This is a genomic window from Prochlorococcus marinus XMU1402 (assembly GCF_017696205.1).
In the GTDB taxonomy this organism is placed as follows: Bacteria; Cyanobacteriota; Cyanobacteriia; order PCC-6307; family Cyanobiaceae; genus Prochlorococcus_A; species Prochlorococcus_A marinus_AC.
On the sequence record NZ_JAAORD010000002.1, the window covers coordinates 378,865 to 403,956 of the forward strand.

The following is a 25,092-nucleotide window of genomic DNA, read 5'->3' on the forward strand; positions in this document are numbered from 1 at the left end:
AAATAGAATGTATTTAATGGATGGTTAAAATTCATATTAATAACGAAATGAAAAAACAAAACATTCCAGAAGAAATTCTTTCCTTAATAACTGAAGAAGAAATAAATTTATTTCAAGAGTTACAAATTAAAATTAAAGAATTAAATAATAAGACCAATCTCACAAGATTAACTGATGGTGATGATTATTGGGTATCTCAAGTTTTTGACAGCATTTGGCCATTCAAAGCTTTCACGAATATTAATTTTGATAATAAAAAATTTTTAGATATTGGATCAGGCTGTGGCTTCCCAGGTTTAGCTTATGCAATAACTCATCCTAATTCTGAGATTTACCTAATTGATTCTTTGAAAAAGAAAACAGATGCAATAAAAATTTTAGTTGAGCAGATCAATTTCAAAAACAATATTCATGTAATCAATGATCGTATTGAGAATTTAGCCCACCAACTGTCAATGAGAAATAATTTTAATATTGCAACAACTAGAGCGGTTAGTAATCCATCAACAGTTTCAGAATATATACTACCAATGTTAAAAAAAGAAGGGTTTGGAGTTTTATATTGTGGCAAATGGACGAATCAAGAAAGCAAAAATCTAGATAAAACTTTAGAAATATTAGAAGGGAAAGTTAAAGATAAAAAAGAGATACTATTACCAAGAAATAAAGGCACCCGAAATATTATTCTTATTCAACCAAAGAATTTTTGTCCTGAAATTTACCCAAGAAAAGTTGGCAAACCTGAAAAAAATCCATTATGAAATTATTTTCTTGATAATCTTTTAGCATTCTTATCTCCAAACTTTTCTTTTAAATTTCTCAATTTTTTTATAACTTTTTTTGGGTTTATATGACCTTCTAATACTTTCAATAATTGCCCTTCAGAAACATCCACATCGAGTAAATTAGAATTAGATCCTGGAAACCAATGACTGCCATTCCCAAGCAGTTGATATCTAGCTCTTGCAAATCCATCCATATCCAACCACTCTATTAAATTAGAAAGCCATAGCAAAACGGGAATATTAATATTACCAGGAGTATATTCCCAACTCGGTAGATTTCTATTCCAATTTTGGTGCCACTCTAGACCTAAAGCATTAATTGATTCCTGCCTTAATCTATTTATTATATTTGGAACATACTTATCGGATTCTGATAACAACGAAACAGCTTCTAAATGAAGATCAAAATCTGTCTCTTTTGCGATACCCACACTAATGGTATGGACATTATTATTTCTTAAACAAAAAAGATCATTAAAAACTATAGGATGAAGTGGTCTACAAAGTTCCAACATTTTGTTTGAGGGAGTATGAAGATGTCCTCCTTTATCAGTAGGACTTATTATAAAAACCCCAAGATCATACTTATTTGCTAAATTTATAACCTTTGCATTTTCCTGATTAATGAAATACCAGTGCAAATTTACATAATCAAATAAATTTGTTGAAATAGCCTTCTCAATTAGCGAAGATTTTCCATGCGTCGAAAATCCAATTGAACCTATTAAATTTTGTTTTTGAAAATTTCTTAAAATGTCAATACAACCTCCATCTTTAACAGATTGGTGTAAATGCTCATCAGTATTGATCCCATGTATTGCAAGCAAGTCAATTCTGTTAACTTTCAATTTTTCAATACTAGTCAAAACATCTTTCTCAAAAATTTCCGGATCAATATTTGGTGGGACCTTTGTTTGAATAATATTTGGAATTGTTTTAGTATTTTGAAACCCCATTCCTAATTGCACCTCAGAAGTTCCATAATACTTAGCAGTTTCGACATGACTAAGGCCATATTTGTTAGCCAGTTTCAAAATATTCTCTACTTTGTTTTGTTCTTTATAAGAAATCTCAGAGAAATCTAATTGATCCCAACTTTTTTGAAATCTCATGCCACCCAAAGATAAAATAGGAATCTTCAGATTGGTTCTACCAAATCTACGATATTGCATCTTTTGTATATTAGTGCTTATTCATTCTCGGTGGCTTTCCAAATGTTTGAAACATATCCCTATCGAGACTATTCTCTAGATCATCTAATTCTTCGAATTTGACCCAATGAATACAATCAACAGGGCATGTATCTATTGCTTCTTGTATAACATCAGAGCTATCTCCATCTTGCCTAATAGCTCGACTTCTACCATGAAATTCATCAACAGTGAAAGTGTTCGAAGCGACGTGAACACAGTACTGACAACCAATACACTTTGCTTCATCAACCCATACAGCTTTTTCGGCTAACTTACCACCCAAAACGGGCTCATAGCCTGTAATCTCAATATTTTCTTCGGTATTATGAAATGGATCCGTAAAATCCATATCTTGGCATTAGTTTTCCCACTTAGTTAAGACCAATTCAATAGAACCATCATTTTTATTTTTTTGCTCTACGATTTGATATCCATCTTCTTGAGTTTTAGAAACAATTGTTTGGTAAGCATACATTTGTGTAACTTTAGAGATAAATCTTTCTACTGGAATCTCAAATTTCCATAGATCAAGGTCAGTAACTAATTCATATGCATTAGAATTATTATCCCATTTAAATCCAACTTGGGTATCACCAGGTAAATTCATGCTTATATCAACGGCTGTGAATTGACCTTTATATCCTTTTACAAACTTATCTTCTTGATTAATACTATAACCGAAATGATTTAAAGCTTTAATTAATGGCTCTGCTTCTTTGAGCTGGGTTTTAATCGTACTAAAATGTGACATTAGATTCGTTATTTAATTGTGTTAAGTTTTCACTTTGATTAGAGAGGAAAGCATCAGATGTTTTATTCATTACTGTTACTTTACCGAGAGCGTTTTCGAGATTCTTTGTAGCTTCATTGCATGAATTACCAATAAATCCCTCAACAGTCTCTTCAACCCTTCCGTCTTGATGAATTTTGAATCTCAATGTTTTTTGAGGCATTAAATTCAAGTACTTAGTACTTTTACTTTATATAGAATAACGAAAATATTTTGTTTCAGTTGGTACAAGTTAAATAATTTTAATTTTTATATTGAATATCTGATAAATAATTTTTTTTTTGCAAAGTTCTAGTAAAAAAATTTAGTTTTTTTAATTATAAAAACCTTGCATACCCATTGAATCCAAGGCTGTTTTTGCTTCTTCCATAACAGATGGCTCCTTATCGAAAAGGGCTATTTTGGTACATTCATCAACGAAACTTTCTTGATATGTATTATCTAATTTTTCATACAGCCTGCACAATGACCAGATGCAATTACTTCTTACACCAGATTCATTATCAATCTTTAAACTTATAAAAAGTTGTTCTGCTGCTAACTGAGCGTTTTCGAAAGAAACATTTCCAATTTCAGCTAAAGAACTAGATGACCATAACCTTACTGCAGCCACATCATTCTTTAAAGCACTAATTAATGGCTTTAAAACAATTTGGTCATCATAATTAGCTAAGCTCCACGCAGTTGCCCTTCTCACATAAGCATTATCATCAGTCTCCAATAGACTGACAAGTTTCTTAACTGCGCTAGGGCATGGATTACGACCTAAAGCATATACTGCACTCATTCTCTCAACAGGACAAGGTTGATCGAGTAATGGTAACAAAAGGGGGAAAGATCTTTTATCTCTATATTCACAAAATATTCTTAAGCCTTGTATTCTCTCTTCTCTGTTGCCTTCAAGCATTTTTAAAGCTTCATTGCACTCTTGAGTTATGTTTAAACCTTTTGAAAAATTATCTTCATCAATTTGCTCTAAAGGATCTATTTCAATCTCTAAAGCCAATTCTTTAGCCAAAATATCTGGATCAACTGCAATTTCAGCAAGGCTTTCTTTTTTAGGATCCTTATTTTGTGTCATTTTCAAATACTAAAAATATTAATTCATGGGGGCAGGCGACATCATATCTCCTGGCAACCAAATTCTTGCACTAACTGCAAAGAAGGCAATCCCAAAAAGTGCAACGATAGCGAAAGGTAAAACTTTTGTCTTAATAAAACCCAAAGATTTAAAATTAATTAAGTCAATAATAACCTGTTTAATATACTTTTAAAAATTTTTCCTTGGTTATCATTTATTTTTTGCATTTTGTCTTAACTGACCACAAGCAGCATTTTTGTCTAGACCTCTGCTTTTTCTGAGGCTAACAGCAATGCCATTATTAGAAAGTCTAGATTGAAATAATTGAAGATTTTTTAAAGATACTCGTTTAAATTCAACCTCATCAATTTGGTTGTACTGTATTAGATTTACGTGACATTGAAAACCTTTTAGCAAATTTGTCAATTCATTAGCATGTTCTAACTTATCATTAACCCCACTAAGCATTAGATATTCAAAACTTACCCTCCGACCAGTATCTTTTACAAATTGCTTAGAATCTTCAATTATGTTTCTGATCTTGTAGTTTTTAGCACTTGGTATTATCGTTTCTCTTATTTTTTGGTTTGAAGCATGTAGGCTTATTGCTAATGTAAATTGACAATTACCTAAAATTTGAAAAGACTTTTCTGATAATTTACTTATCATTTTTGGAACAGCAACTGTGCTTACAGTTATCTTTCTCTGACTAATCTGAAAATCCTCGTTTATGGATCTTATTGAAAGAAGCAATTGTTCAATATTCAACAATGGTTCACCCATTCCCATGAACACAATATTAGTCACTTTTCTATTCATTACATTTTCAATAAATAAAATTTGATCTAGGATTTCACTCGCTTTTAAAGATCTCTTCAATCCTTCTTTCCCAGTCGCGCAAAATTTACAGTCCATAGGGCATCCAACTTGACTCGAAAGACATGCAGTTAGTCTTTTTTCAGTTGGTATGCCGACACATTCAATACTTTCATGATCACCTGTAGAAAGTAATAACTTTAGAGTGCCATCATTAGCCAATATTTTTTCTTGAAAACAAAGTTCGTTTACTTTAAAACCATCATCCTTTAATTTTTTTCTAAAATCTAAAGGTAAAACTTCTATTTGTTCTATATTTTTATTCTTATTTTTATAATTATATATCCAACTGTAAATTTGGCGTCCTCTAAAAGCAGCCTGACCATAATCTAAAGCTATATTTTCTAAATCTTTAATACTACTTCCAAGAAGATTTTTCAAATTATGAAGTCTTTAGTTCAGAACTATTTTTACCATAACAGCAAACCATGTTTTAAAAAGAATTCTGTAAGAATAAGTGCAATAAATCCAATCATGGCCATTCTTCCATTAAGTCTTTCATTATAAAAATGGAATCCATAACGAGGTAATTTTCTTTTGGGAACAATCTCTGGCTTAATCATCACTCGTAAATTAAAAATTTATTCTAGTAACTAAAAATAATAATAGATAATATTTATTCATCAGAAAGAAGGCCCTCCTCCTGTAATCCCTCTAATGCTGCAGGATCTGGTAATTGATCTTCAGAAAATTGATTTTCAGCACTTGGTCTTGCAAAAGCAGCGAAATTACTTGAAGAAGGATCTATTCCATGTCTGTTACGAGTAGTTTCCAAATCTTCATCGCTAGGATCATCAAGTATTGCAGTAGAACTTACTGCAGGTGATTGTGGCATATCAACTGTATAATCTGGTCTTAAGTTCTGTGCTCTTCTATATCCACCAGATTCTTCCGCAAGGATATCAGGATGAGGACCAGCTTCTGAAGCTAATTCCTCTACAAATCCGCTAAAACCAGTGCCTGCAGGTATTAATCTTCCGATAATAACATTTTCTTTTAAACCTCTCAACCAATCAGATTTACCTTCAATTGCAGCTTCTGTGAGAACCCTTGTAGTTTCTTGGAATGAAGCTGCTGATATAAAACTATCTGTATTGAGAGAAGCTTTAGTTATACCCAACAAAACAGGGGTGAACTCTGCTGGGGCTCCTCCTGTAATTGCCATTGCTTGATTTGTATCTTCCACTTGCCTCAATTCTATAAGTTCACCTGGTAAGAGAGTAGTATCCCCAGCATCTTCTATACGGACTTTACTTGTCATTTGTCTTACAATAACCTCAATATGTTTATCATCAATTGAAACACCCTGAGACTTATAGACGTTTTGAACTTCATTCACCATACTTCTTTGTAGTTTTGAAATAGATTCTCGAGCAGCATCAATTAAAGGTTTTACATCTTTTAAATCGCTGAAATAGCAATCTAATAATTCATGCGGATTTATTGGCCCATCAGTTAAAGTCTCTCCACCTGAAACTTGTTGTCCATCACTAACCATTATATTTTTTCCAATTGTTAGTTGATATTCATTAACTAAATCATCTTTTTCAATAACAGTTAAAGAAACTGATTCTTCATCATTACCTTGTTTAATCTGAACAATTCCTGATTTTTTACATAAAATTGCAGAATCTCTGGGTCTCCTAGCTTCTAACAACTCTTCAATTCGTGGCAATCCTTGAACAATATCCCCAGTTTTCTGTCTCTCAAACACAAGTAAAGCTAAACCATCTCCCCTAAGAACTAAATCTCCGTCTTTAACATGTAAAACAGAGTCAGGAGAAACCATATAAGGCCTGCCAAGTCTAAGTGTTACTGAACTCTTAGAAATTTCTTCGATTTCTCCACAAGAAGTGGACTTCTCTGATTCACTAACAGGATCACCATCAACTACTCGATCACCAATTTTAACGACTGCTTTACTGCTTATCTTAATTTGAATTTTATCTTGTTCTCTTTCAACAATTATCCTTCTTATGGGCTCATCATCAACAGCATTTGGCAATTGAACCAATCCCTTTTCTTTACAAAGAATTTGAGTGGTTGCTATTACATCTCCTGCTTTAACTGTTTGATTATTTTTGACTTGCAATTCTGTATGAGTTGAGCCATGACTAGAGTCAGATATCGTATCTCTTCTTACAAGAATAGACTCTAAAATTACTAAATTTAACCTATTTATAGATGCATCATGTTTATCTTCAATCGACTCGACATCAATTGTCATTTGAGGAGTAGCATCAAAGCTTTCGACTCTCAAATGGGTTCTAAGAAGTTCAACTCCTTCAACTGATTTTATCAATTCACCGTCTTTATAGGTCAGTCTTTGGATAGCTTTTAAACCTAAATGTGGTCCTTTTTCTTGCTTAACATGAGATAATTCTGGTAATTCTGCTTCATCAGGTATAGTAAACTCCTCTACAGTTCTTAATAATAGGCCTTTACATTTGGAGGTTTCTATTTTCTGCACAAATAGAATTTCGTTATTATCAATACCATCTAAAATCTTTTCACCAGGATTTACTAAATTACCTTCTTCTGTAAATCTATTCAAAACCTCTTCATCGTCGCACTCATGAAAAGTTCCATTTCTAACAGTTATTTCACGGAGGATGTCATTTTTCTGAGTTACAGTAACAATTCCTGATGTTTGACTGAATATATCTTTTACTACTTCTGTTCCTGCTTCAATCCATTTCATATCTTCAATCATTAGAAGAGAAATATCTTTGTTTATTTCATGTGTCTCTTGAGGAATCCAAAGCAATGTTCCGCCATGACTTACTTCAAAACCATTTTTAGATGATCTTGCCTTCTTAACACTTAATCCCGGAGAGTATTTTACTAATCCTCCAGTTTTTGTACGGAACCTTTCATCAGTTAAATCTGCTATGACTTCACCATTACTGATTTTATTACCAGGCGAAACATTTAAACGATAAGTAGTTCCATCATTAGATTCCAAATTAAATATTTGACCTGAGTGTGTAGATTCTTCAATTAATTTAAAATTGCTTATGGACATTGAAGTGGTAACAATTTGAACTTCTCTTGAATCTCCTACTGAATCTCTTAATCGAATTTGTCCGCCAAACTCACTTGCTTGACTTGCCTCTGCTAAAACAGTTTGTTCATTTACAAACTTTCCAGATGAGATAACTGGTCTTGCATTAGGTGGTAAATTATAGACATCACCTGCAAGTACCCACAATCTACCTAATCTTTGAGCTTTTAAAGTAATATTTCCTTGCCTATCTGTAACTTCCTTTGGTTGAATAACCTTGTCATACCTGACTTGACCGCCTAAATCACAGATAACATCTTTTGTAGCTTTTTCAACGCTCTTTTTTACTGCTCCAACAGTAATCTGAGCAACTGTTATGTCAGAATTAATTTCTTCACCATCTTCAACGAATAAAAGAGATCCACTCGAAACTTCAATTTTTTGAGCTTTATTAGAATTATTTCCTTGAGGAATTATTTTTAGTATGAAGTCAACTTCTGCTTGTTTAGCTTCTACGCCATGTGGAGTTCTATAACCTCTAATCTTTGCTTTTGAGCTAAATTCAACTTTACCGGAAATCTTTGATCTTACTACTCCACTTTCAGCAGTTGATACACCTCCTGTATGGAAAGTTCTCATTGTCAATTGAGTTCCTGGCTCTCCAATAGATTGAGCAGCAATGATGCCAACTGCTTCACCTAAGTCAACCAAGTGATTATGAGCCAAAGCCCATCCATAACATCTCCTACATACAGATCTATTAGCTTCACATGTTAATGGTGATCTTATATTGACTTTTGTAATTAATGCTTTCTCAATTTCTTTTGACAATGAAGGATCAATTGCAGTGTTCTTAGGAATAATTAAATTACCTTCAGAATCTAAAATATCTTCAGAGGTGAGTCTCCCAAGAAGCCTTGTTTCGAATTTACCATCTTCAGCTTCAACAACTATTGATCGTTCCGTTCCACAATCTTCTTCTCTAACAATTACGTCTTGGGCGACATCAACTAACCTTCGGGTCAAATAGCCAGAATCCGCAGTTCTTAAAGCAGTATCCACCAACCCTTTCCTTGCTCCGTAAGATGAAATTACATATTCAGTAACAGTGAGACCTTCTCTAAAGTTTGTTCTTATTGGAAGATCAATAATTTCGCCTTGAGGATTAGCCATTAATCCTCTCATACCAACAAGTTGTCTTACCTGAGACATATTACCCCTTGCGCCTGAATTAGCCATCATCCAAACTGAATTTAGAGGATCATTTTGGTTGAAATTATTTTTAACAGCATCGACTAATCTCTCATTAGTTTCAGTCCAGGTATCTATAACTTTTGTATGTCTCTCCACTTCTGTTATTTCACCAAGTCTGTAGCATTCCTCTGTAGCAGAAATTTGCTCTTCAGCTTGCCCTATCAAATTTTGTTTAGCTTCAGGAACTTTTAAGTCATCTACTGAAATAGAAACAGCAGCTTGAGTAGCATATTTAAATCCTAAGTCCTTTAAATTATCAGCCATTGCAGCAGTTATAGCAGTACCATGAGTTTTGTAAGCCCAAGAAACTAAATTTTTTAAAGCTTTCTTATCAACTACTTTATTCTTGAATGACGGAGGAGTTTTGGCTAAGGCAGGCATAGTAACTGGAATATTCTTTTTTGAGTTTTTAGTAGTTTTACGAACTCTAGAATTTTTTTTAGGTTTAGATGATGTCATGGTTTTAAGGTGAATAAAAAATAGTTTTTGAAGATTACGTTTTAGATACAGAATCAATGATTGTATAGTTCATAACTACTCTTCCAACAGTTGTTAGAACAAATCTACTGATTAAGTTATTCTGAGGATCAAATCTCTCTCTTCTTAAATTCCATATTTCTAATCTTGAACCATCTTCTAGTTCTTCAATTTTTTTAGGGCTAGTCATTTCGTCTTCATCTTCAACTTCGCCATTAAATCTAACCCATATCCATTCATGTAGACTTATTCTTTTATCTTCAAAAGCAGAAATGACATCTTCTAGTGAAGCAAAGGTAGTCTTATTCTGACCAAAGTCAGGTTTTTGATAATTAGGCTGCAAAGCCGTCAGATAATAAGATCCTAAAACCATATCTTGTGATGGAGTAACAATTGGTTCCCCAGTAGCAGGAGAGAGGATATTATTGCTAGCTAACATAAGCATCCGTGCTTCAGTCTGCGCCTCTAAAGCTAGGGGGACATGAACTGCCATTTGGTCTCCATCAAAGTCAGCATTAAATGCAGGACAAACTAGGGGATGAAGTTGTATTGCTCTTCCACCAACTAATTTTGGTTCAAAAGCTTGAATTCCTAATCTATGCAGGGTAGGTGCTCTATTTAAAAGAATTGGGTGGCCTTCAATCACTTCTTGAAGCACCTGCATAACTTCATCATCAGCTTTTTGTATTAATTTTTTTGCAGCTTTTATATTATTTACAATATTTTGGCGTATTAATCTATGAATTACAAAAGGTTGGAAGAGTTCAATCGCCATTTCTTTTGGAAGACCGCACTGATGCATTTTTAATTTAGGTCCCACGACTATGACAGATCTTCCTGAATAGTCAACACGCTTACCCAAAAGATTCTGTCGAAATCTTCCTTGTTTTCCTTCAATGATATCACTAAGAGACTTTAAGGCTCTATTGTTTGCCCCTACAACTGTTCTTCCTCTCCTTCCATTATCTATGAGAGCATCAACTGCCTCTTGAAGCATCCTTTTTTCATTTCTTACTATGATTTCTGGAGCTAAAATTTCTTGAAGCCTAGCTAGTCTGTTATTTCTATTAATTACTCTTCTGTAAAGATCGTTTAAATCAGAAGTTGCGAATCTTCCCCCATCAAGCTGAACCATAGGTCTAAGATCAGGCGGTATCACTGGAATTGCATCTAAGACCATCCACTCTGGTTGTGCGTTAGTTGCGATAAAATTATCAATAACTCTTATTCTTTTTATAAGTTTTGCTCTTTTCTGACCCTTACTATTTGTAATTTCTTCCCTGAGTTCCTCAGCAACCTGATTTAAATCAAGATCCTCAAGTAATTGTTTTAAGGCTTCAGCACCAATACCAACAAAAGGTTCATTTTCAATTGTTGAATCTTCAGCATATATTTCATCTTCAATTTCCAACCATTCATCCTCAGTCAGTAATTGCTTATATTTGAGTTCTTTATGATCACCTGGATCTAAAACAACATAACAATTAAAATAAACTATTTGTTCTACATCTCTAAGAGGAATATCCAAAAGAATAGCGACATAACTAGGAATTCCCTTCAAGTACCAAACATGGGAAACTGGCGCAGCAAGTTTTATGTAGCCCATTCTATGTCTTCTAACTCTACTTTCAGTTACTTCAACTCCACATCTCTCACAAACAATGCCACGATGCCTCACTCTTTTATACTTACCGCAATGACATTCCCAATCTTTAGAGGGCCCAAAAATTTTTTCACAAAACAATCCATCCATTTCTGGTTTAAGTGTTCTGTAATTGATAGTTTCAGGTTTCGTAACTTCACCAACCACTTGTCCATTTGGTAAAGTTCTCTGTCCCCAATCCATTATTCTTTGTGGAGAGGCTATTGAAATTTTGACGTAATCAAAGTGGTTTTCTGTTCTTAAGTTGCTGTTTGTCATTTTTGGGAGTTTATTCGGGAATTTAAATTAAAAGTTTTAATCAAGTATTTAATCTTCCTCATATTCAGAGGTTCCAAGTGATTCGTAAGTTGGTCTAGATGGAGTATTCCTTCTCGGATTTATATCTTGCATTAAATCAACCTCTTTTCCTTCATCTGTATAGACCCCAATATCTAGTCCTAGAGATTGTAATTCTCTCATAAGAACTTTGAATGACTCAGGAGTACCAGGTCTTGGAATTGGTTTACCTTTGACGATTGCATTTAGAGCTTCATTTCTTCCTTGCATATCATCAGATTTTACAGTTAATAGTTCTTGTAGAGTATATGCTGCTCCATATGCTTCAAGTGCCCATACTTCCATTTCTCCAAGCCTTTGTCCACCCTGTTGAGCTTTACCACCCAATGGTTGCTGTGTAACGAGAGAGTAAGGACCAGTAGATCTGGCATGAATTTTGTCATCCACCAAATGAACTAACTTAAGGAAATGCGAGTATCCGACTGCAACTGGCTGATCAAAAGGTTCTCCTGTTCTACCATCTTTAAGTAACAATTTGCCTGGATCTTCAGGATTGTAAACCCATGCTTTACCTGGCTGTTTTGAGGCTTCCTCTAAAAATGCTTGAACAGTCTGATGTGATTTTTCAGCACCATACATTTCATCAAATGGTACAACTTTAACCCTACAATTTAAGTTTGAAGCTGCCCAACCCATCAATAATTCAAAAACTTGACCCACGTTCATTCTACTTGGAACTCCTAAAGGATTAAGAACAATATCTACTGGAGTTCCATCAGGAAGATAAGGCATATCTTCTCTAGGTAAGATTCTGCTAATAATACCTTTATTACCATGCCTACCAGCCATTTTATCGCCTACTTGGATTTTCCTTCTCTGGGCCACATAAACTCTAACAACCATATTTGCCCCTGGAGGTAATTCATCACCTTGTTCTCTAGTGTAAATTCGAACATCCAAAACTCTTCCCTTTTCAGTCTTTGGGACCCTAAGGGAGTTGTCTCTAACATCACGAGCTTTTTCTCCGAAAATCGCTCTCAAAAGTTTTTCCTCAGGAGGTTGGTCTGATTCCCCTTTTGGTGTAACTTTTCCTACAAGGATATCTCCACTCTCTACAAAAGCACCAATCCTAATTATTCCCATTTCATCAAGATTATTCAAGCTATCTTCAGAAATATTGGGAATTTCTCTTGTAATTTCTTCTGGTCCTAACTTTGTTTGTCTTGCCTCAATTTCATATTTTTCAATATGTACTGATGTATATAAATCATCAGTTACCATCCTCTCGCTCACAAGAATTGCATCTTCATAGTTGTATCCTTCCCATGGCATATATGCAATTAAGACATTCTGGCCTAATGCTATTTCTCCACCTTCACAAGCTGATCCATCTGCCAACACTTGCCCAGATATAACTTGATCTCCAATTTTTACAATAGGTCTTTGGTTTAGGCAGGTATCTTGATTTGATCTTTGATATTTTTGAAGATAATGAAAATGTTCGTTGCCATCATCATCTTTAATAACTATCTCATTAGCGTCTACATAAGATACAGTCCCATTAACTTTTGTAATAGGTACCATTCCAGAATCTCTTGCAACCTGAGATTCTAGACCTGTGCCCACCAAAGGACGTTCTGGTCTAAGCAATGGAACGGCTTGTCGTTGCATATTTGATCCCATCAAAGCTCTATTTGCATCATCGTGTTCCAAAAAGGGAATGAGTGAAGTTGCAACTGAAATTACCTGAACAGGAGAAAGTTGAACATAATCAACTTGATGAGGAGGGACTTTTTCAAAATCTTGCCTATATCTCACCGGTATTAAATTTGCGAGTATATTCCCATCCTTATCAGTTGCAACATCTCCTGGGGCAACCCTACACTCATCTTCTAGATCAGCAGAAAGGTAAACAGGATTACCTTCTTTGTTAACCTTTCCATTATTAACTTCCCAAAAAGGAGTTTCAATGAAACCATATTCGTTAACTCTTGCATGTGTAGCTAAAGAATTTATAAGTCCTGCATTCGGACCTTCAGGTGTCTCAATAGGACATAATCGTCCATAATGTGATGGATGAATATCTCTCACTGCAAAGCCTGCTCTTTCTCGTGTTAAACCACCAGGACCTAATGCCGAGATTCTTCTCTTATGTGTTAATTCAGCTAAAGGATTAGTTTGATCCATAAATTGGCTTAATTGACTGGATCCGAAAAACTCTTTTATTGCAGCCACCAAAGGTTTAGGATTGACTAGTTGAGCAGGAGTAAGAGAATCTGTTTCTCCAACAGTCATTCTTTCTTTGATAATCCTTTCTAAACGATTAAGTCCTACTCTTACTTGATTTTGAAGAAGTTCTCCTACAGATCTAACCCTTCGGTTACCAAGATGGTCAATATCATCCAAACTTACACCGCCAATATCCAATTCCAAGTTTATTAGGTAATCAATAGTGGAAAGAACATCTTCATGTGTAAGTGTTCTCACTTCATCTGGTACAGTAAGCCTCAATTTTTTATTTATTTTATATCTTCCAACTCGGCCTAAATCATATCTTTTTGGATCAAAAAATCTGCTTTGTAATAGTTGTTGTCCACCAGAAACAGAGGGTGGTTCCCCAGGACGTAGCTTCTTATAGAGCTCAAGTAAGGCCTGATCTTCTGAGTTTATACCTTCTTCATTGGCTGACTCAATTGAGCTTTGATAAAACTCAGGATGCCGAAGTTTATCAACCACATCATTATCAGAAAGTCCCATTGCTCTCATGAGAACATGAGCATTGATTTTTCTAGTTTTATCGACTCTTACATAGAGTAAATTATTTTTATCCGTCTCGAATTTTAACCATGCGCCCCTATTAGGAATAACGCTGGCATTGTAAGTTCTTCGCCCATTTTTATCTTGTTCATCTTTAAAATATACTCCTGGACTTCTAACAATTTGGTTAACAATTACTCTTTCAGCTCCATTAATGATAAAAGTTCCTCTTTCTGTCATTAAAGGTAATTCCCCAATAAATACCTCTTGTTCTTTAATTTCTCCTGTCTCTTTATTAATTAGTCTGCAAGTTACATACATTTGAGAAGCAAATGTCGCATCTCTTCTTTTAGCTTCTTCAACATCATGTCTAGGTCTTTTTAACCTATATTCTTCTCCAATAAAATGTAATTCTAATTTACCTGTGTAATCAGATATTGGAGAAAAATTTTGTAATTCCTCTATTAAACCTTTTTCCAAAAACCATTTAAAGCTTGCTCTTTGTACTTCAACCAAATCTGGTAGATAAGTAGCTGTTTTTGCTACTTGTAAAGCGCTACTGCTCATCCAAGAAAACCTGCGATTTTGTGAGATTTACTATTTACCTTAAATCTACTCAATAATTATTTTTTTAACTTTTCTTTTTATTTGAAATCAATCATTAAATCTCGATTTCAACAAAAAATCAATTTATTAAAAACAAAAAAATTGATCTTTCTAGTCGCAAAACTGTTACCTTAGAAAGTTAAAACTAAAAATTAAGAAAATTTTCCAGTAATTCCTAATAATAGCAGCTGATATGTCAAATTAACAAGTCAAATTTAAACAAATCTTCAGCATTCTTAAATGACTCTTTGGCAATTGTTTTTAATTGAGTAGATCTAAGATCTGCCATAAATTTGGCTACATTTTCAACAAATGCAGGTTCATTTCTTTTACCTCTGTGAGGAACAGGCGCTAAAAAGGGCGAGTCGGTTTCAATTAAGTATTTATCATTAGGAACTATCTTGGCACATTCATGAATTGCAATTGCTTTTGGGAAAGTCACTATCCCACTAAAACTTATATAAAAACCAAGATCCAAGAATTGCTTCATTTCTCTTGGAGTTCCTGTCCAACAATGAAGTACTCCTTTAGGACATTTACCTCTTTTAGAGAGACTATTACATATATCAATCATGTCATTTGCAGCATCTCTGCAATGAATAATTACAGGCAAATTTAGTTCATAAGCCAACTCCATTTGCGGAATAAGAGCATCAATTTGTTGAGTTTTATTATTACTTTTAAAAAAATCCAAGCCTAGTTCTCCAACCGCAACAACTTTTCTATCTTCTTGAGCTGATTTTTTTAAAATAGACTTGGAACTTAGTTCCCATTTTTGTGCCTCTAGCGGATGCAACCCCACTGAATAATAAATCTCATTAAATTTTTGGGATATTTTTTTTAATTTAGGAATTTCTTTTAATTCACAACAAGCATGAACCAACTTTTTTATACCTTTTGAACGCAACCTTTCAACAACATCTTCAAGGTCTTCTTCAAAATTTTCGAATATTAAATGACAGTGTGAATCTATGAGTTCAATATCGCTCATAATTTTGATCTGTTTATTAATTAGTCGTGAGTGTATTTTTTACAATGTTATTGATTTTTGATTTCTTATTAGCCCCATTATTCTTATGTAGAACATTTTTTTTGACTGCTTTATCAATTAAACTAAAAGTCTTATTAAGAGTTTTTTTAATTAAATTTTTATTCTCTTCGCTAGGATCTTTTTTAAATTTTGTACAATTTTCTAAAGTTCTTTTAGTCAAAGTCTTAACTGTAGATTTGTATGATTTATTAATTAAACGATTTCTTTCCGCAATTTGTATTCTCTTTTTTGCTGATTTGTTATTGGCCACTTGAGACACATAAATATAAGATTTTAATCATAACAAATAAATCGACAACTTATCAATCCTATATAATTTAAATAAGGATTAAATTTGGACTTGTGCCTTTCAATTAATAAAAAACTAAAAATATGAAGATCGTAAGTAATAAAAAAGAAGCTTTCCAAGAACTACGAAGGATCTCTAATAGAACTAATTTAGAAAACAATACCAAGATAAATTTAATTGTCGAAGAAATTCTTCAAGATGTAAAAACTAATGGAGATATAGCTGTAGAAAAATATACAAAAAAGTTTGATGGTTTCAATCCTAAACCTATGCAAATAAAGGCGAATGATTTAAAAGATGCATGGAATAGAATTGATAGCAATTTAAAGTGCGCACTTCAGGTAGCACATAAAAGAATTAAGAAATTCCATGAAAAAGAAATTCCATCATCCTTCTCTATAAAAGGTGAACATGGTGATACAGTTCAAAGAATATGGAGGCCAGTAAAAAATGCAGGAATTTATATTCCTGGAGGCAGAGCTGCTTATCCAAGTACAGTATTAATGAATGCGATACCTGCAAAAGTAGCTGGTGTAGAAGAAATTATCATGGTATCTCCAGGTAATAGAGAAGGAAGGGTTGATGAAACTGTTTTAGCTGCAGCTTACTTATCAGGAATTAATAAAGTTTTTAGAATTGGAGGAGCTCAAGCAATTGGAGCTTTAGCATTTGGTACAAAACAAATTGATAAAGTCGATGTTATTTCAGGTCCAGGTAACATTTATGTAACTACCGCCAAAAAATTAATTTACGGTTCTACAGGTATTGATTCCTTAGCAGGTCCAAGTGAGATATTAATTATTGCAGATGAAACCGCAAAAAGTACTCATATAGCCTCTGATTTACTTGCACAAGCAGAACATGATCCCTTAGCTTCATCAATACTTCTGACTACATCACAAGAGCAAGCTAAAGAAGTTTTAAAAGACGTTTATAAAAAAATAGATGATCATCCAAGAAAAGAAATTTGTATGGAATCAATAAAAAATTGGGGATTAATTGCTATTTGTGAAAATCATGAATCATGTATTGAACTAAGCAATAACTTTGCTCCAGAGCATCTAGAAATTTTAGCTTTTGATCCAAAAAAGATTCTTGACGGTATAGAGAATGCAGGAGCAATATTTTTAGGAAAATGGACACCCGAAGCAGTAGGAGATTACCTGGCCGGACCAAATCATACTTTACCTACATCAGGAAATTCAAGGTTTAGTGGATCTTTAGGAGTTGAAACTTTTATGAAAAATACTTCAATAATAGAATTTAATGAAGAAAGTTTAAAAGTTAACAGTCTTGATATTATTAACCTTGCTAAAAGTGAAGGATTACATAGTCACGCCAATTCAGTACAAATAAGGTTTAAGGATTAGCCCACTTTTGAGGGAGAAAAAACAACTGGAATATTGTTTTCAATTTTACCAACCAATACTTTGTCTGTAAGATCAACAAACAATCCGTTTTCTAATACACCCGGAATATTATTTATAGTCATTTCAATCTCTTTTGGATTCTTAATACCATCATTAAACAATACATCTAAAATTAAGTTACCTTGATCAGTCACTATCGGGCCTGCTTTTTTGGTGGCCATTCTTAGAGTAGATATACCATTCATTTTTGAAATCGATTCCTGCACTTGTTTCCAAGCATTGGGAAGAACCTCTACCGGCAAGGGAAAAGATCGATTTAAATTTTGTACAAGTTTGGTTTCGTCAACAACAATTAGCAATTTATTAGCCTTAGATGCAACTAACTTTTCCCTGACATGGCATGCTCCTCCCCCTTTTATCAATTGAAATCTAGGATCAACTTCATCTGCTCCATCAATAGCTAAATCGATTTGAGAAACAGAAGCTAAATCAATAAGTGGGATATCGAGTTGAAGTGCTAAAACTTCTGACTGAAAGGAAGTTGCAACACCTCTTATATTTTGCAGTTTTCCAGAACGAATATTATCAGCGAGACTTTTTATCATAAGAGCGGCTGTAGATCCAGATCCTAATCCAAGGATCATGTGACTTTTAACCTCTTGAATTGCTGCATCAGCAACTATTTTTTTCATCTGAGTTTGTGAATCCAAAATCTTTTTTTTGACTTTATAGTTTATTAAATTTCAATGGGGGATTTATGTCAAACCTGGGAGTGGTTCTGGTTTGATATTAATTTGTATCTCTTTATTATCTCTTAAAACATTTAAGAGAAATATCTTACCTATCTGAGCTTTTTCTACTTCGTCTAGCAAAGCCTTAGGTTCATCTATAGAGATATTTTCAGCTGCTATTACTAAATCTCCTCTTCTTAAACCGGCTTTTTCAGCAGGACTATTAGGTATGACTGATTGAATTAAAGCTCCATTTCTTTCAGGTAATTGAACTAGTGAGTTAGGATCTTGATTATGTTCTTTAGCAATTCTAGGATTTAAAGAAATCAATTGAACTCCTAAATATGGATGTATAACTTCCCCATTTTTAAGAAGCTGATCTGAAACGCTTTTAGCTAAATTAATAGGTATTGCGAATCCTAGACCTGCCCCTGGGCCGCTTCTCACCAATGTGTTAATACCTATTACCTCACCATCTGAATTAATAAGCGGACCTCCAGAATTCCCTGGATTAATTGCCGCATCAGTCTGTATAAGATCAAGCCTTTTATCTGAAAACCCAAGACTATTAATGTCCCTATGTAGGCTACTTATAATCCCTAAGGTAACTGTTTTTTCTAGACCATAGGGCGTGCCTAAAGCAATTGCCCAATCTCCAACTTCGAGATCTTCAGAATTTCCAAGTGGAGCAAAACTAGAAAAGGTAGATTCCTCAATTTTTACTAAAGCCAAATCAGTTACTGCATCTGTTCCCAAAACTTGTCCATCACAAATAGTTCCATCTGCCAAAGTTACTGAAACATCATCAACTCTCTCTACAACATGAGCATTAGTAAGAACCAAACCATTATCATTAATAATCACCCCAGAACCTTGACCTCTCTCTCTCTCAGGATTAATTCCTTGCTCTCCAAGTAAATCCCTTAAAAGAGGATCTAGTAAAGTTGGATCAAATTGTTGTCTCTCAACCAATCGCTCAGTATCAATTTTTACAACTGCAGGTCCAACATTTTTAACTGCAGATGAAACAAAATTATGACTTTCATAAGAATTAGAAGCTAAAGCTTCAGCATTTTGAAAAAAATTAAGTAAATAAAAACTAGAAATAATGGCAATTTGGATTAAATTAATAAATTTAATCTTTAGCTTCTTCATTATATTTTATTTTAGATTTATAAGATAATCTAATTGAAGAAACATATTATTGTTGTTTTTTTTGTTTACATCCATAAAATAAAAAATTTTCAATTTTTATAGAAAAAACTTTTTTATATGTGAAAATTATTTTAAATTAACTTGAATAAATAAATTTGAATAAAGAAAACCAACGTAAATTGGAAACTCTGTTAAAAAGAGTGGCCAGTGTAAGGGATTTCGAAATCTGCAGTTTTAAAATAAAAACTAATCAAAATCCAATCGCTATAGAAATTATTATAAAAAAAACTAATGAAGATGATATTTCACTTGATGATTGTGCGCTTTTTAATAGCCCAGCATCTGAAGAAATAGAAAATTCAAATCTTTTAAATTGTTCATATGTGTTAGAAATTAGTAGTCAAGGGGTCAGTGATGAATTAACCTCAGAAAGAGACTTCAAAACTTTTAAGGGTTTTCCAGTTAATGTTGAGTTAAACCAGAAGAATTCAAAAATTAAATTTCTGAATGGTTTACTTTATGAAAAGTCTAAAGATTATTTAGCCATTAACATAAAAGGTAAGATAAAAAAAATCCCTTTGGATGAAGTACTTAAAATTAGTCTTTGTACATTGAAAGATTAATTATTTCCACCCATAATTTAATTTTCCCATCATAGATGGCATTAGTTATTCTCCCAGGCTTAAACAATCTTATTGAAGATATTAGTGAGGAAAAAAAGTTACCTCCTAATATCGTAGAAGCAGCATTGCGCGATGCTTTGTTAAAAGGATACGAAAAATATAGAAAAACTTTTTACATTGGAATTAACGAAGATCCATTTGATGAAGAATACTTCAGTAATTTTGATGTTGGACTAGATCTAGATGAAGAAGGTTATCGAATATTATCGAGTAAAATAATTGTTGAAGAAGTTGAAAGTGAAGATCATCAAATATCATTAGTAGAGGTTAAACAAGTGGCCGATGATGCGCAAATAGGTGACACAGTAGTTTTAGACGTCACCCCTGAAAAAGATGATTTTGGGAGAATGGCTGCTGCAACAACAAAGCAAGTTTTAGCCCAAAAATTAAGAGATCAACAAAGAAAAATGATCCAGGAAGAATTTGCAGATTTAGAAGATCCTGTTTTAACAGCAAGAGTCATAAGATTTGAGAGGCAATCAGTCATTATGGGAGTTAGTTCAGGTATTGGTAGACCTGAAGTTGAAGCAGAACTTCCTAAGAGAGATCAATTACCAAATGATAATTACCGGGCAAATGCAACTTTTAAAGTATTTTTGAAAGAAGTTAGCGAAATAGCAAGAAAAGGGCCACAACTTTTTGTAAGCAGAGCAAATGCTGGTTTAGTAGTTTATTTATTTGAAAATGAAGTACCGGAAATTCAAGAAGGTACAGTAAAAATAGTTGCTGTTTCAAGAGAAGCAAACCCTCCTTCAAGAGCTGTTGGGCCAAGAACTAAAGTAGCTGTTGATAGTGTCGAGCAAGAAGTAGATCCTGTAGGTGCATGTATTGGCGCTAGAGGAGCGAGAATACAACAAGTAGTTAATGAATTAAGAGGAGAAAAAATTGATGTTATTAAATGGTCATCTGATCCAATTCAGTATATTTTAAACTCTTTAAGTCCTGCGAAAGTTGATCTTGTGAGACTAGTTGACCCAGCAGGACAACATGCACACGTACTAGTTCCTCCTGATCAATTGAGTCTCGCAATTGGTAGAGAAGGTCAAAATGTTAGACTTGCTGCCAGATTAACTGGTTGGAAGATTGATGTTAAAAACTCACATGAATACGATCAGGAAGCAGAGGATGCTGCAGTTTCCGAATTAATTACTCAAAGGGAAGATGAAGAAAATCTCCAACGAGAAGCTGAGCTAAGATTAGAAGCAGAACAAGCTGAACGTGCTGCAGAAGATGCAAGATTAAGAGAACTTTATCCCCTTCCTGAAGATGACGAAGAATATGGAGAAGAACAATATGATGGTGAGCCTTTATCAGCTAATGATCAATTTGAGGCCTCTCAAGGTGGTGAACTACCTACTTACGAGGAAAGACAACGGTGATAAAACAAACCCCTGTCATGCGTATTTGCATTTCATGCAGGAAAACCTACGACAGGAAAAATCTTTTTAAGATTACCAAAGATCATAAGCAAGGCATCATGCTTCAAAAAGGTATGGGTCGTTCAGCTTATATCTGTAAGTCAACAAAGTGTTATTCAGATTCAAAGATCAAAAAAAAGCTTCAAAAAGCTTTAAAAACATTTTTAGAACCTGAATTTATTGATATTTTTGAAAAAGAAATTGCAAGCTACAATGACCAGCCCAATAAGAGAATATAATAAAATTAGATTCTTTTTAAATTCAAAAAAGTAAAATCAGATTAAATGACTATCAGCGACAAAATAAGAATATATGAACTTTCCAGAGACTTAAATCTGGAAAATAAAGATATATTGGATGCCGCCCAAAAACTCTCAATTTCTGTCAAAAGTCATAGTAGTTCTATAACGGCAGAAGATGCAAATAAAATAAAAAGTCTTATTAATAAAAAAAATTCAGATAAAAAAATACTTTCTATTAATAAACCGTCTTTTAAAGAGGAGACCTCCAAGCAAAAGAAAGATGATAAATCTCCTTTTTCCTCCTCTACAAAAGGAGAAGGATCTCTCAAAAATAATTCAAATAAAAAGCCCTTATTAATAAAACCTCTTAATAAACCCGAGGCTCCAAAAAACATTTTAAATCAATCCAAAAATGTAAACAAACCTACTATTATCAGCACAAATTCACAAACCAAAACAAATCTTCGAAATCCGAATTTAAATAATAAACCTTCGCAAAATTTTAACCGAGATAAAAAAAATACTTTCAGCAATACCACAACTCCACCCATCAAAAGTCCTGCAAAACCATCTATTCAACTAATTGAAAAACCTAAAAATATAATTAATTATAAAACTAACAAAAACGTCTATAACTCAGAAGACAAAAGACAATTATTAAACAGATCTGATCAAAATAAGAACAGACCTAAATCAAAAAATCTTGATAATAAAAAAAATACTCCTGAGCTCGTTGGAGCTCCGATAAGGAGAGACGAAACAAAGTTAAACCCCAATAAGCAAAATTCTAATAATAAACAAAACGTTTCTTTTAAACAATCTAACCCCAACAGACTTGGTGCTCCAAACAGAGCTGGCTCATTCAATAGACAGGGCAATCCTAATAGAACTGGGGCTCCAAACAGACCTGGGGCTCCAAACAGAACTGGGGCTCCAAACAGACCTGGCGCCCAAAACAGACCTGGCTCATTCAATAGACAGGGCAATCCTAATAGAACTGGAAGCCCAAATCGTCCTAATGGTAATTTCAGACAAAGCGATTTTAATAGGCCTGGTTCTAAACTCAATAGCCAAAAGCCCACTGGGATTAGGAAACCTGTTTCTCCTAATGAACTTTTACGGATTCAAAAAACTAATAAATCCGAGAAAGACAAACTAAGTAAAAAGGTTAACGAAAAACCGACTATAGATACATCTAAACAGAAGGCTAAGGCTCCTAATAGTCGTCCAAATAGTGCCCTAAACTCTAAAAAACCACCCAATAGAGCATTTTCAAATAGTTCAAAAAAACCAGGCAGGACAGATTGGGACGATAGCGCGAAACTAGAGGCATTAAGAAATAAAAATCCACAGAAACAAAGACAGAAAGTTCATATTATTGGAGAGAATGATGATCCACTAACTTCAGAAACAAGTGGATACTCAGGTGAAAAAGTTTCAATACTATCAGCCAGTTTAGCCCGGCCAAAGAAAGAGAAAGCTTCTGAACCTAAATCTCAAAAATCTTTAAAACAATTTAAGAAGAAGAAAAAAGAGTCCACAAGACAAAGGCAGAAAAGAAGAGCTATGGAATTAAAGGCCGCAAAAGAGGCTAAGCAGGTAAGACCTGAAATGATAATAGTTCCCGAAGATAATTTAACGGTTCAAGAATTAGCAGATAAGCTAAGTCTTGAAAGTTCTGAAATAATTAAATCTCTTTTCTTTAAAGGAATAACAGCAACCGTAACTCAATCACTTGACTTAGCCACTATTGAAGCAGTAGCAGAAGAATTTGGAGTACCTGTTTTGCAAGATGATGTAAAAGAAGCTGCTGAAAAAACGGTAGATATGATTGAATCTGATGATATTGATAGTTTAATAAAAAGGCCTCCTGTTATCACAGTAATGGGGCATGTAGATCATGGCAAAACAAGTCTTTTAGATTCCATTAGAGAATCTAGAGTAGCTTCAGGAGAGGCAGGAGGAATAACTCAACATATAGGAGCTTATCAAGTTGAATTTGAGCATGAATCTAAAAAGAAAAAATTAACTTTCCTCGATACTCCTGGTCATGAAGCCTTTACTGCGATGCGAGCAAGGGGTACCAAAGTAACTGATGTAGCTGTACTTGTAGTAGCGGCAGATGATGGTTGTAGACCTCAAACACTTGAAGCTATTAGTCATGCAAGGGCTGCAAAAGTACCAATTGTTGTTGCAATAAATAAAATTGATAAAGAAGGTGCATCTCCAGAAAGAGTCAAGCAAGAACTCTCAGAAAAAGATTTAATTGCTGAAGATTGGGGAGGAGATACTGTTATGGTTCCAGTCAGTGCAATTAAAAAACAAAATATTGATAAATTGCTTGAAATGATTTTATTAGTTTCAGAAGTTGAAGATCTGCAAGCCAACCCTGAAAGATCGGCAAAAGGTACTGTAATTGAAGCCCATCTAGATAAAGCCAAAGGTCCAGTAGCGACTTTATTAGTACAAAATGGTACTTTGAAATCTGGAGATGTTCTAGCTGCAGGTTCAGTACTTGGGAAAATTAGAGCAATGGTTGATGAACATGGTAATAGAATTAAAGAGGCTGGACCATCATTCCCTGTCGAAGCATTAGGCTTTAGTGAAGTTCCAACAGCAGGAGATGAATTTGAAGTCTACCCGGATGAGAAAACTGCTCGAGCTATTGTTGGAGATAGAGCTACAGATGCTAGAGCTACAAAATTAGCTCAGCAAATGGCTTCGAGAAGAGTAAGCTTATCATCTTTATCGACACAAGCAAATGATGGGGAATTAAAAGAATTAAACTTAATTCTTAAAGCTGATGTTCAAGGGAGTGTTGAAGCGATATTAGGATCGCTAGAACAATTGCCAAAAAATGAAGTTCAAGTGAGAGTTTTATTCTCTGCACCAGGAGAAATAACTGAAACCGATATAGATCTTGCAGCTGCGTCAGGGTCAGTAATCATTGGATTTAATACCTCATTGGCATCTGGTGCAAAGAGAGCAGCTGATACAAATGATGTTGACATAAGAGAATACGAAGTCATCTACAAACTTTTAGAAGATATTCAATTGGCTATGGAAGGCCTACTAGAGCCCGATCTTGTAGAGGAATCATTGGGCAAAGCAGAAGTAAGAGCAACTTTTGCAGTTGGCAAAGGAGCTATCGCTGGCTGTTATATACAAACTGGAAAGTTACAAAGGAATTGCTCTCTAAGAGTTATTAGATCAGAAAAAATAATTTTTGAGGGTAATTTAGACTCTCTAAAAAGGTCAAAAGATGATGTAAAAGAAGTAAATACAGGATTTGAATGTGGAGTTGGTTGCGATAAATTCTCTTCGTGGACAGAAGGAGACATAATTGAAGCATTCAAATTTGTTACTAAAAAGCGTACATTAACTCAATAAT

The 25,092-nt window shown here is 34.0% G+C and carries 21 protein-coding genes; 6 read left to right on the forward strand and 15 right to left on the reverse strand.

Annotated features, from left to right (window positions below; all coding sequences use genetic code 11):
* Positions 1–47: 47 nt before the first annotated feature.
* Positions 48–761, forward strand: a complete 714-nt coding sequence (gene rsmG / locus HA141_RS08335; RefSeq protein ID WP_209118740.1) for a 16S rRNA (guanine(527)-N(7))-methyltransferase RsmG — start codon at positions 48–50, stop codon at positions 759–761.
* Between the two features lie 2 nt (positions 762–763).
* On the opposite strand, the gene HA141_RS08340 is transcribed toward rsmG, so the two are convergent.
* From HA141_RS08340 to rpsT, 13 genes are all read right to left on the reverse strand, one after another.
* A complete protein-coding gene (locus tag HA141_RS08340; protein WP_209118742.1) occupies positions 764–1,957 on the reverse strand; it encodes an aldo/keto reductase in 1,194 nt (397 codons plus the stop codon).
* 10 nt (positions 1,958–1,967) lie between these two features.
* The gene (locus HA141_RS08345; protein WP_209118744.1) at positions 1,968–2,327 is read right to left on the reverse strand and encodes a ferredoxin; all 360 of its coding nucleotides are present in this window, start codon (positions 2,325–2,327) and stop codon (positions 1,968–1,970) included.
* A 9-nt stretch (positions 2,328–2,336) separates the two neighbouring features.
* Positions 2,337–2,729, reverse strand: coding sequence for a DUF1257 domain-containing protein (locus HA141_RS08350; RefSeq protein ID WP_209118746.1), 393 nt, complete (start codon positions 2,727–2,729; stop codon positions 2,337–2,339).
* The gene (locus tag HA141_RS08355) at positions 2,716–2,931 is read right to left on the reverse strand and encodes a DUF2997 domain-containing protein (RefSeq protein WP_209118748.1); all 216 of its coding nucleotides are present in this window, start codon (positions 2,929–2,931) and stop codon (positions 2,716–2,718) included. Before HA141_RS08355 ends, HA141_RS08350 begins: the two co-directional genes overlap by 14 nt.
* Before the next feature lie 150 nt (positions 2,932–3,081).
* Positions 3,082–3,849, reverse strand: a complete 768-nt coding sequence (locus tag HA141_RS08360; RefSeq protein WP_209118750.1) for a HEAT repeat domain-containing protein — start codon at positions 3,847–3,849, stop codon at positions 3,082–3,084.
* 18 nt (positions 3,850–3,867) lie between these two features.
* On the reverse strand, positions 3,868–3,993 hold the full coding sequence (locus tag HA141_RS09760; protein ID WP_257473174.1) for a hypothetical protein: 126 nt from the start codon (positions 3,991–3,993) through the stop codon (positions 3,868–3,870).
* 66 nt (positions 3,994–4,059) lie between these two features.
* Complete coding sequence (rlmN, locus tag HA141_RS08365) at positions 4,060–5,106, reverse strand: 23S rRNA (adenine(2503)-C(2))-methyltransferase RlmN (protein WP_209118752.1); 1,047 nt, start codon at positions 5,104–5,106, stop codon at positions 4,060–4,062.
* Between the two features lie 29 nt (positions 5,107–5,135).
* On the reverse strand, positions 5,136–5,288 hold the full coding sequence (locus HA141_RS08370; RefSeq protein ID WP_011863593.1) for a high light inducible protein: 153 nt from the start codon (positions 5,286–5,288) through the stop codon (positions 5,136–5,138).
* A gap of 53 nt (positions 5,289–5,341) precedes the next feature.
* Positions 5,342–9,442, reverse strand: coding sequence for a DNA-directed RNA polymerase subunit beta' (locus HA141_RS08375; protein ID WP_209118755.1), 4,101 nt, complete (start codon positions 9,440–9,442; stop codon positions 5,342–5,344).
* Between the two features lie 34 nt (positions 9,443–9,476).
* Positions 9,477–11,381, reverse strand: coding sequence for a DNA-directed RNA polymerase subunit gamma (locus HA141_RS08380; RefSeq protein WP_209118757.1), 1,905 nt, complete (start codon positions 11,379–11,381; stop codon positions 9,477–9,479).
* Positions 11,382–11,429: 48 nt separating this feature from the next.
* The gene (gene rpoB / locus HA141_RS08385) at positions 11,430–14,723 is read right to left on the reverse strand and encodes a DNA-directed RNA polymerase subunit beta (protein ID WP_209118759.1); all 3,294 of its coding nucleotides are present in this window, start codon (positions 14,721–14,723) and stop codon (positions 11,430–11,432) included.
* Between the two features lie 235 nt (positions 14,724–14,958).
* Positions 14,959–15,753, reverse strand: coding sequence for a TatD family hydrolase (locus HA141_RS08390; RefSeq protein WP_209118761.1), 795 nt, complete (start codon positions 15,751–15,753; stop codon positions 14,959–14,961).
* A gap of 16 nt (positions 15,754–15,769) precedes the next feature.
* Positions 15,770–16,063: a 30S ribosomal protein S20 gene (gene rpsT, locus HA141_RS08395; RefSeq protein ID WP_209118763.1), complete on the reverse strand. Its 294-nt coding sequence runs from the start codon at positions 16,061–16,063 to the stop codon at positions 15,770–15,772.
* 122 nt (positions 16,064–16,185) lie between these two features.
* Between rpsT and hisD the strand changes: the two genes are divergently transcribed.
* Entirely contained in the window at positions 16,186–17,472 is a 1,287-nt protein-coding gene (gene hisD / locus HA141_RS08400; RefSeq protein WP_209118765.1) for a histidinol dehydrogenase, read from the forward strand.
* On the opposite strand, the gene rpiA is transcribed toward hisD, so the two are convergent.
* A complete protein-coding gene (gene rpiA, locus HA141_RS08405; protein WP_348535323.1) occupies positions 17,469–18,182 on the reverse strand; it encodes a ribose-5-phosphate isomerase RpiA in 714 nt (237 codons plus the stop codon). The two genes, hisD and rpiA, sit on opposite strands and share 4 nt — an antisense overlap.
* Positions 18,183–18,227: 45 nt before the next feature.
* Entirely contained in the window at positions 18,228–19,358 is a 1,131-nt protein-coding gene (locus tag HA141_RS08410) for a trypsin-like peptidase domain-containing protein (RefSeq protein WP_209118767.1), read from the reverse strand.
* Between the two features lie 155 nt (positions 19,359–19,513).
* Here HA141_RS08410 and rimP point away from each other — a divergent pair, with 155 nt between their 5' ends.
* Genes rimP through infB form a run of 4 tightly spaced genes read left to right on the forward strand, consistent with a single transcriptional unit; the run spans position 19,514 to position 25,091 of the window.
* Entirely contained in the window at positions 19,514–19,981 is a 468-nt protein-coding gene (gene rimP / locus HA141_RS08415; RefSeq protein WP_209118769.1) for a ribosome maturation factor RimP, read from the forward strand.
* A 35-nt stretch (positions 19,982–20,016) separates the two neighbouring features.
* The gene (gene nusA, locus HA141_RS08420; RefSeq protein ID WP_209118771.1) at positions 20,017–21,420 is read left to right on the forward strand and encodes a transcription termination factor NusA; all 1,404 of its coding nucleotides are present in this window, start codon (positions 20,017–20,019) and stop codon (positions 21,418–21,420) included.
* Between the two features lie 17 nt (positions 21,421–21,437).
* Complete coding sequence (locus HA141_RS08425; RefSeq protein WP_245157318.1) at positions 21,438–21,698, forward strand: YlxR family protein; 261 nt, start codon at positions 21,438–21,440, stop codon at positions 21,696–21,698.
* 45 nt (positions 21,699–21,743) lie between these two features.
* Positions 21,744–25,091, forward strand: coding sequence for a translation initiation factor IF-2 (gene infB, locus HA141_RS08430; protein ID WP_209118775.1), 3,348 nt, complete (start codon positions 21,744–21,746; stop codon positions 25,089–25,091).
* Position 25,092: the final 1 nt, after the last annotated feature.

What these genes read in the sequence shown, in the direction of transcription:
- rsmG (WP_209118740.1), top strand. Translation starts at nt 48, where the DNA reads ATGAAAAAACAAAACATTCCAGAAGAAATTCTTTCCTTAATAACTGAA.
- HA141_RS08340 (WP_209118742.1), bottom strand. Translation starts at nt 1,957, where the DNA reads ATGCAATATCGTAGATTTGGTAGAACCAATCTGAAGATTCCTATTTTA.
- HA141_RS08345 (WP_209118744.1), bottom strand. Translation starts at nt 2,327, where the DNA reads ATGGATTTTACGGATCCATTTCATAATACCGAAGAAAATATTGAGATT.
- HA141_RS08350 (WP_209118746.1), bottom strand. Translation starts at nt 2,729, where the DNA reads ATGTCACATTTTAGTACGATTAAAACCCAGCTCAAAGAAGCAGAGCCA.
- HA141_RS08355 (WP_209118748.1), bottom strand. Translation starts at nt 2,931, where the DNA reads ATGCCTCAAAAAACATTGAGATTCAAAATTCATCAAGACGGAAGGGTT.
- HA141_RS08360 (WP_209118750.1), bottom strand. Translation starts at nt 3,849, where the DNA reads ATGACACAAAATAAGGATCCTAAAAAAGAAAGCCTTGCTGAAATTGCA.
- HA141_RS08370 (WP_011863593.1), bottom strand. Translation starts at nt 5,288, where the DNA reads ATGATTAAGCCAGAGATTGTTCCCAAAAGAAAATTACCTCGTTATGGA.
- HA141_RS08375 (WP_209118755.1), bottom strand. Translation starts at nt 9,442, where the DNA reads ATGACATCATCTAAACCTAAAAAAAATTCTAGAGTTCGTAAAACTACT.
- HA141_RS08380 (WP_209118757.1), bottom strand. Translation starts at nt 11,381, where the DNA reads ATGACAAACAGCAACTTAAGAACAGAAAACCACTTTGATTACGTCAAA.
- rpoB (WP_209118759.1), bottom strand. Translation starts at nt 14,723, where the DNA reads ATGAGCAGTAGCGCTTTACAAGTAGCAAAAACAGCTACTTATCTACCA.
- HA141_RS08390 (WP_209118761.1), bottom strand. Translation starts at nt 15,753, where the DNA reads ATGAGCGATATTGAACTCATAGATTCACACTGTCATTTAATATTCGAA.
- hisD (WP_209118765.1), top strand. Translation starts at nt 16,186, where the DNA reads ATGAAGATCGTAAGTAATAAAAAAGAAGCTTTCCAAGAACTACGAAGG.
- HA141_RS08410 (WP_209118767.1), bottom strand. Translation starts at nt 19,358, where the DNA reads ATGAAGAAGCTAAAGATTAAATTTATTAATTTAATCCAAATTGCCATT.
- nusA (WP_209118771.1), top strand. Translation starts at nt 20,017, where the DNA reads ATGGCATTAGTTATTCTCCCAGGCTTAAACAATCTTATTGAAGATATT.
- HA141_RS08425 (WP_245157318.1), top strand. Translation starts at nt 21,438, where the DNA reads ATGCGTATTTGCATTTCATGCAGGAAAACCTACGACAGGAAAAATCTT.
- infB (WP_209118775.1), top strand. Translation starts at nt 21,744, where the DNA reads ATGACTATCAGCGACAAAATAAGAATATATGAACTTTCCAGAGACTTA.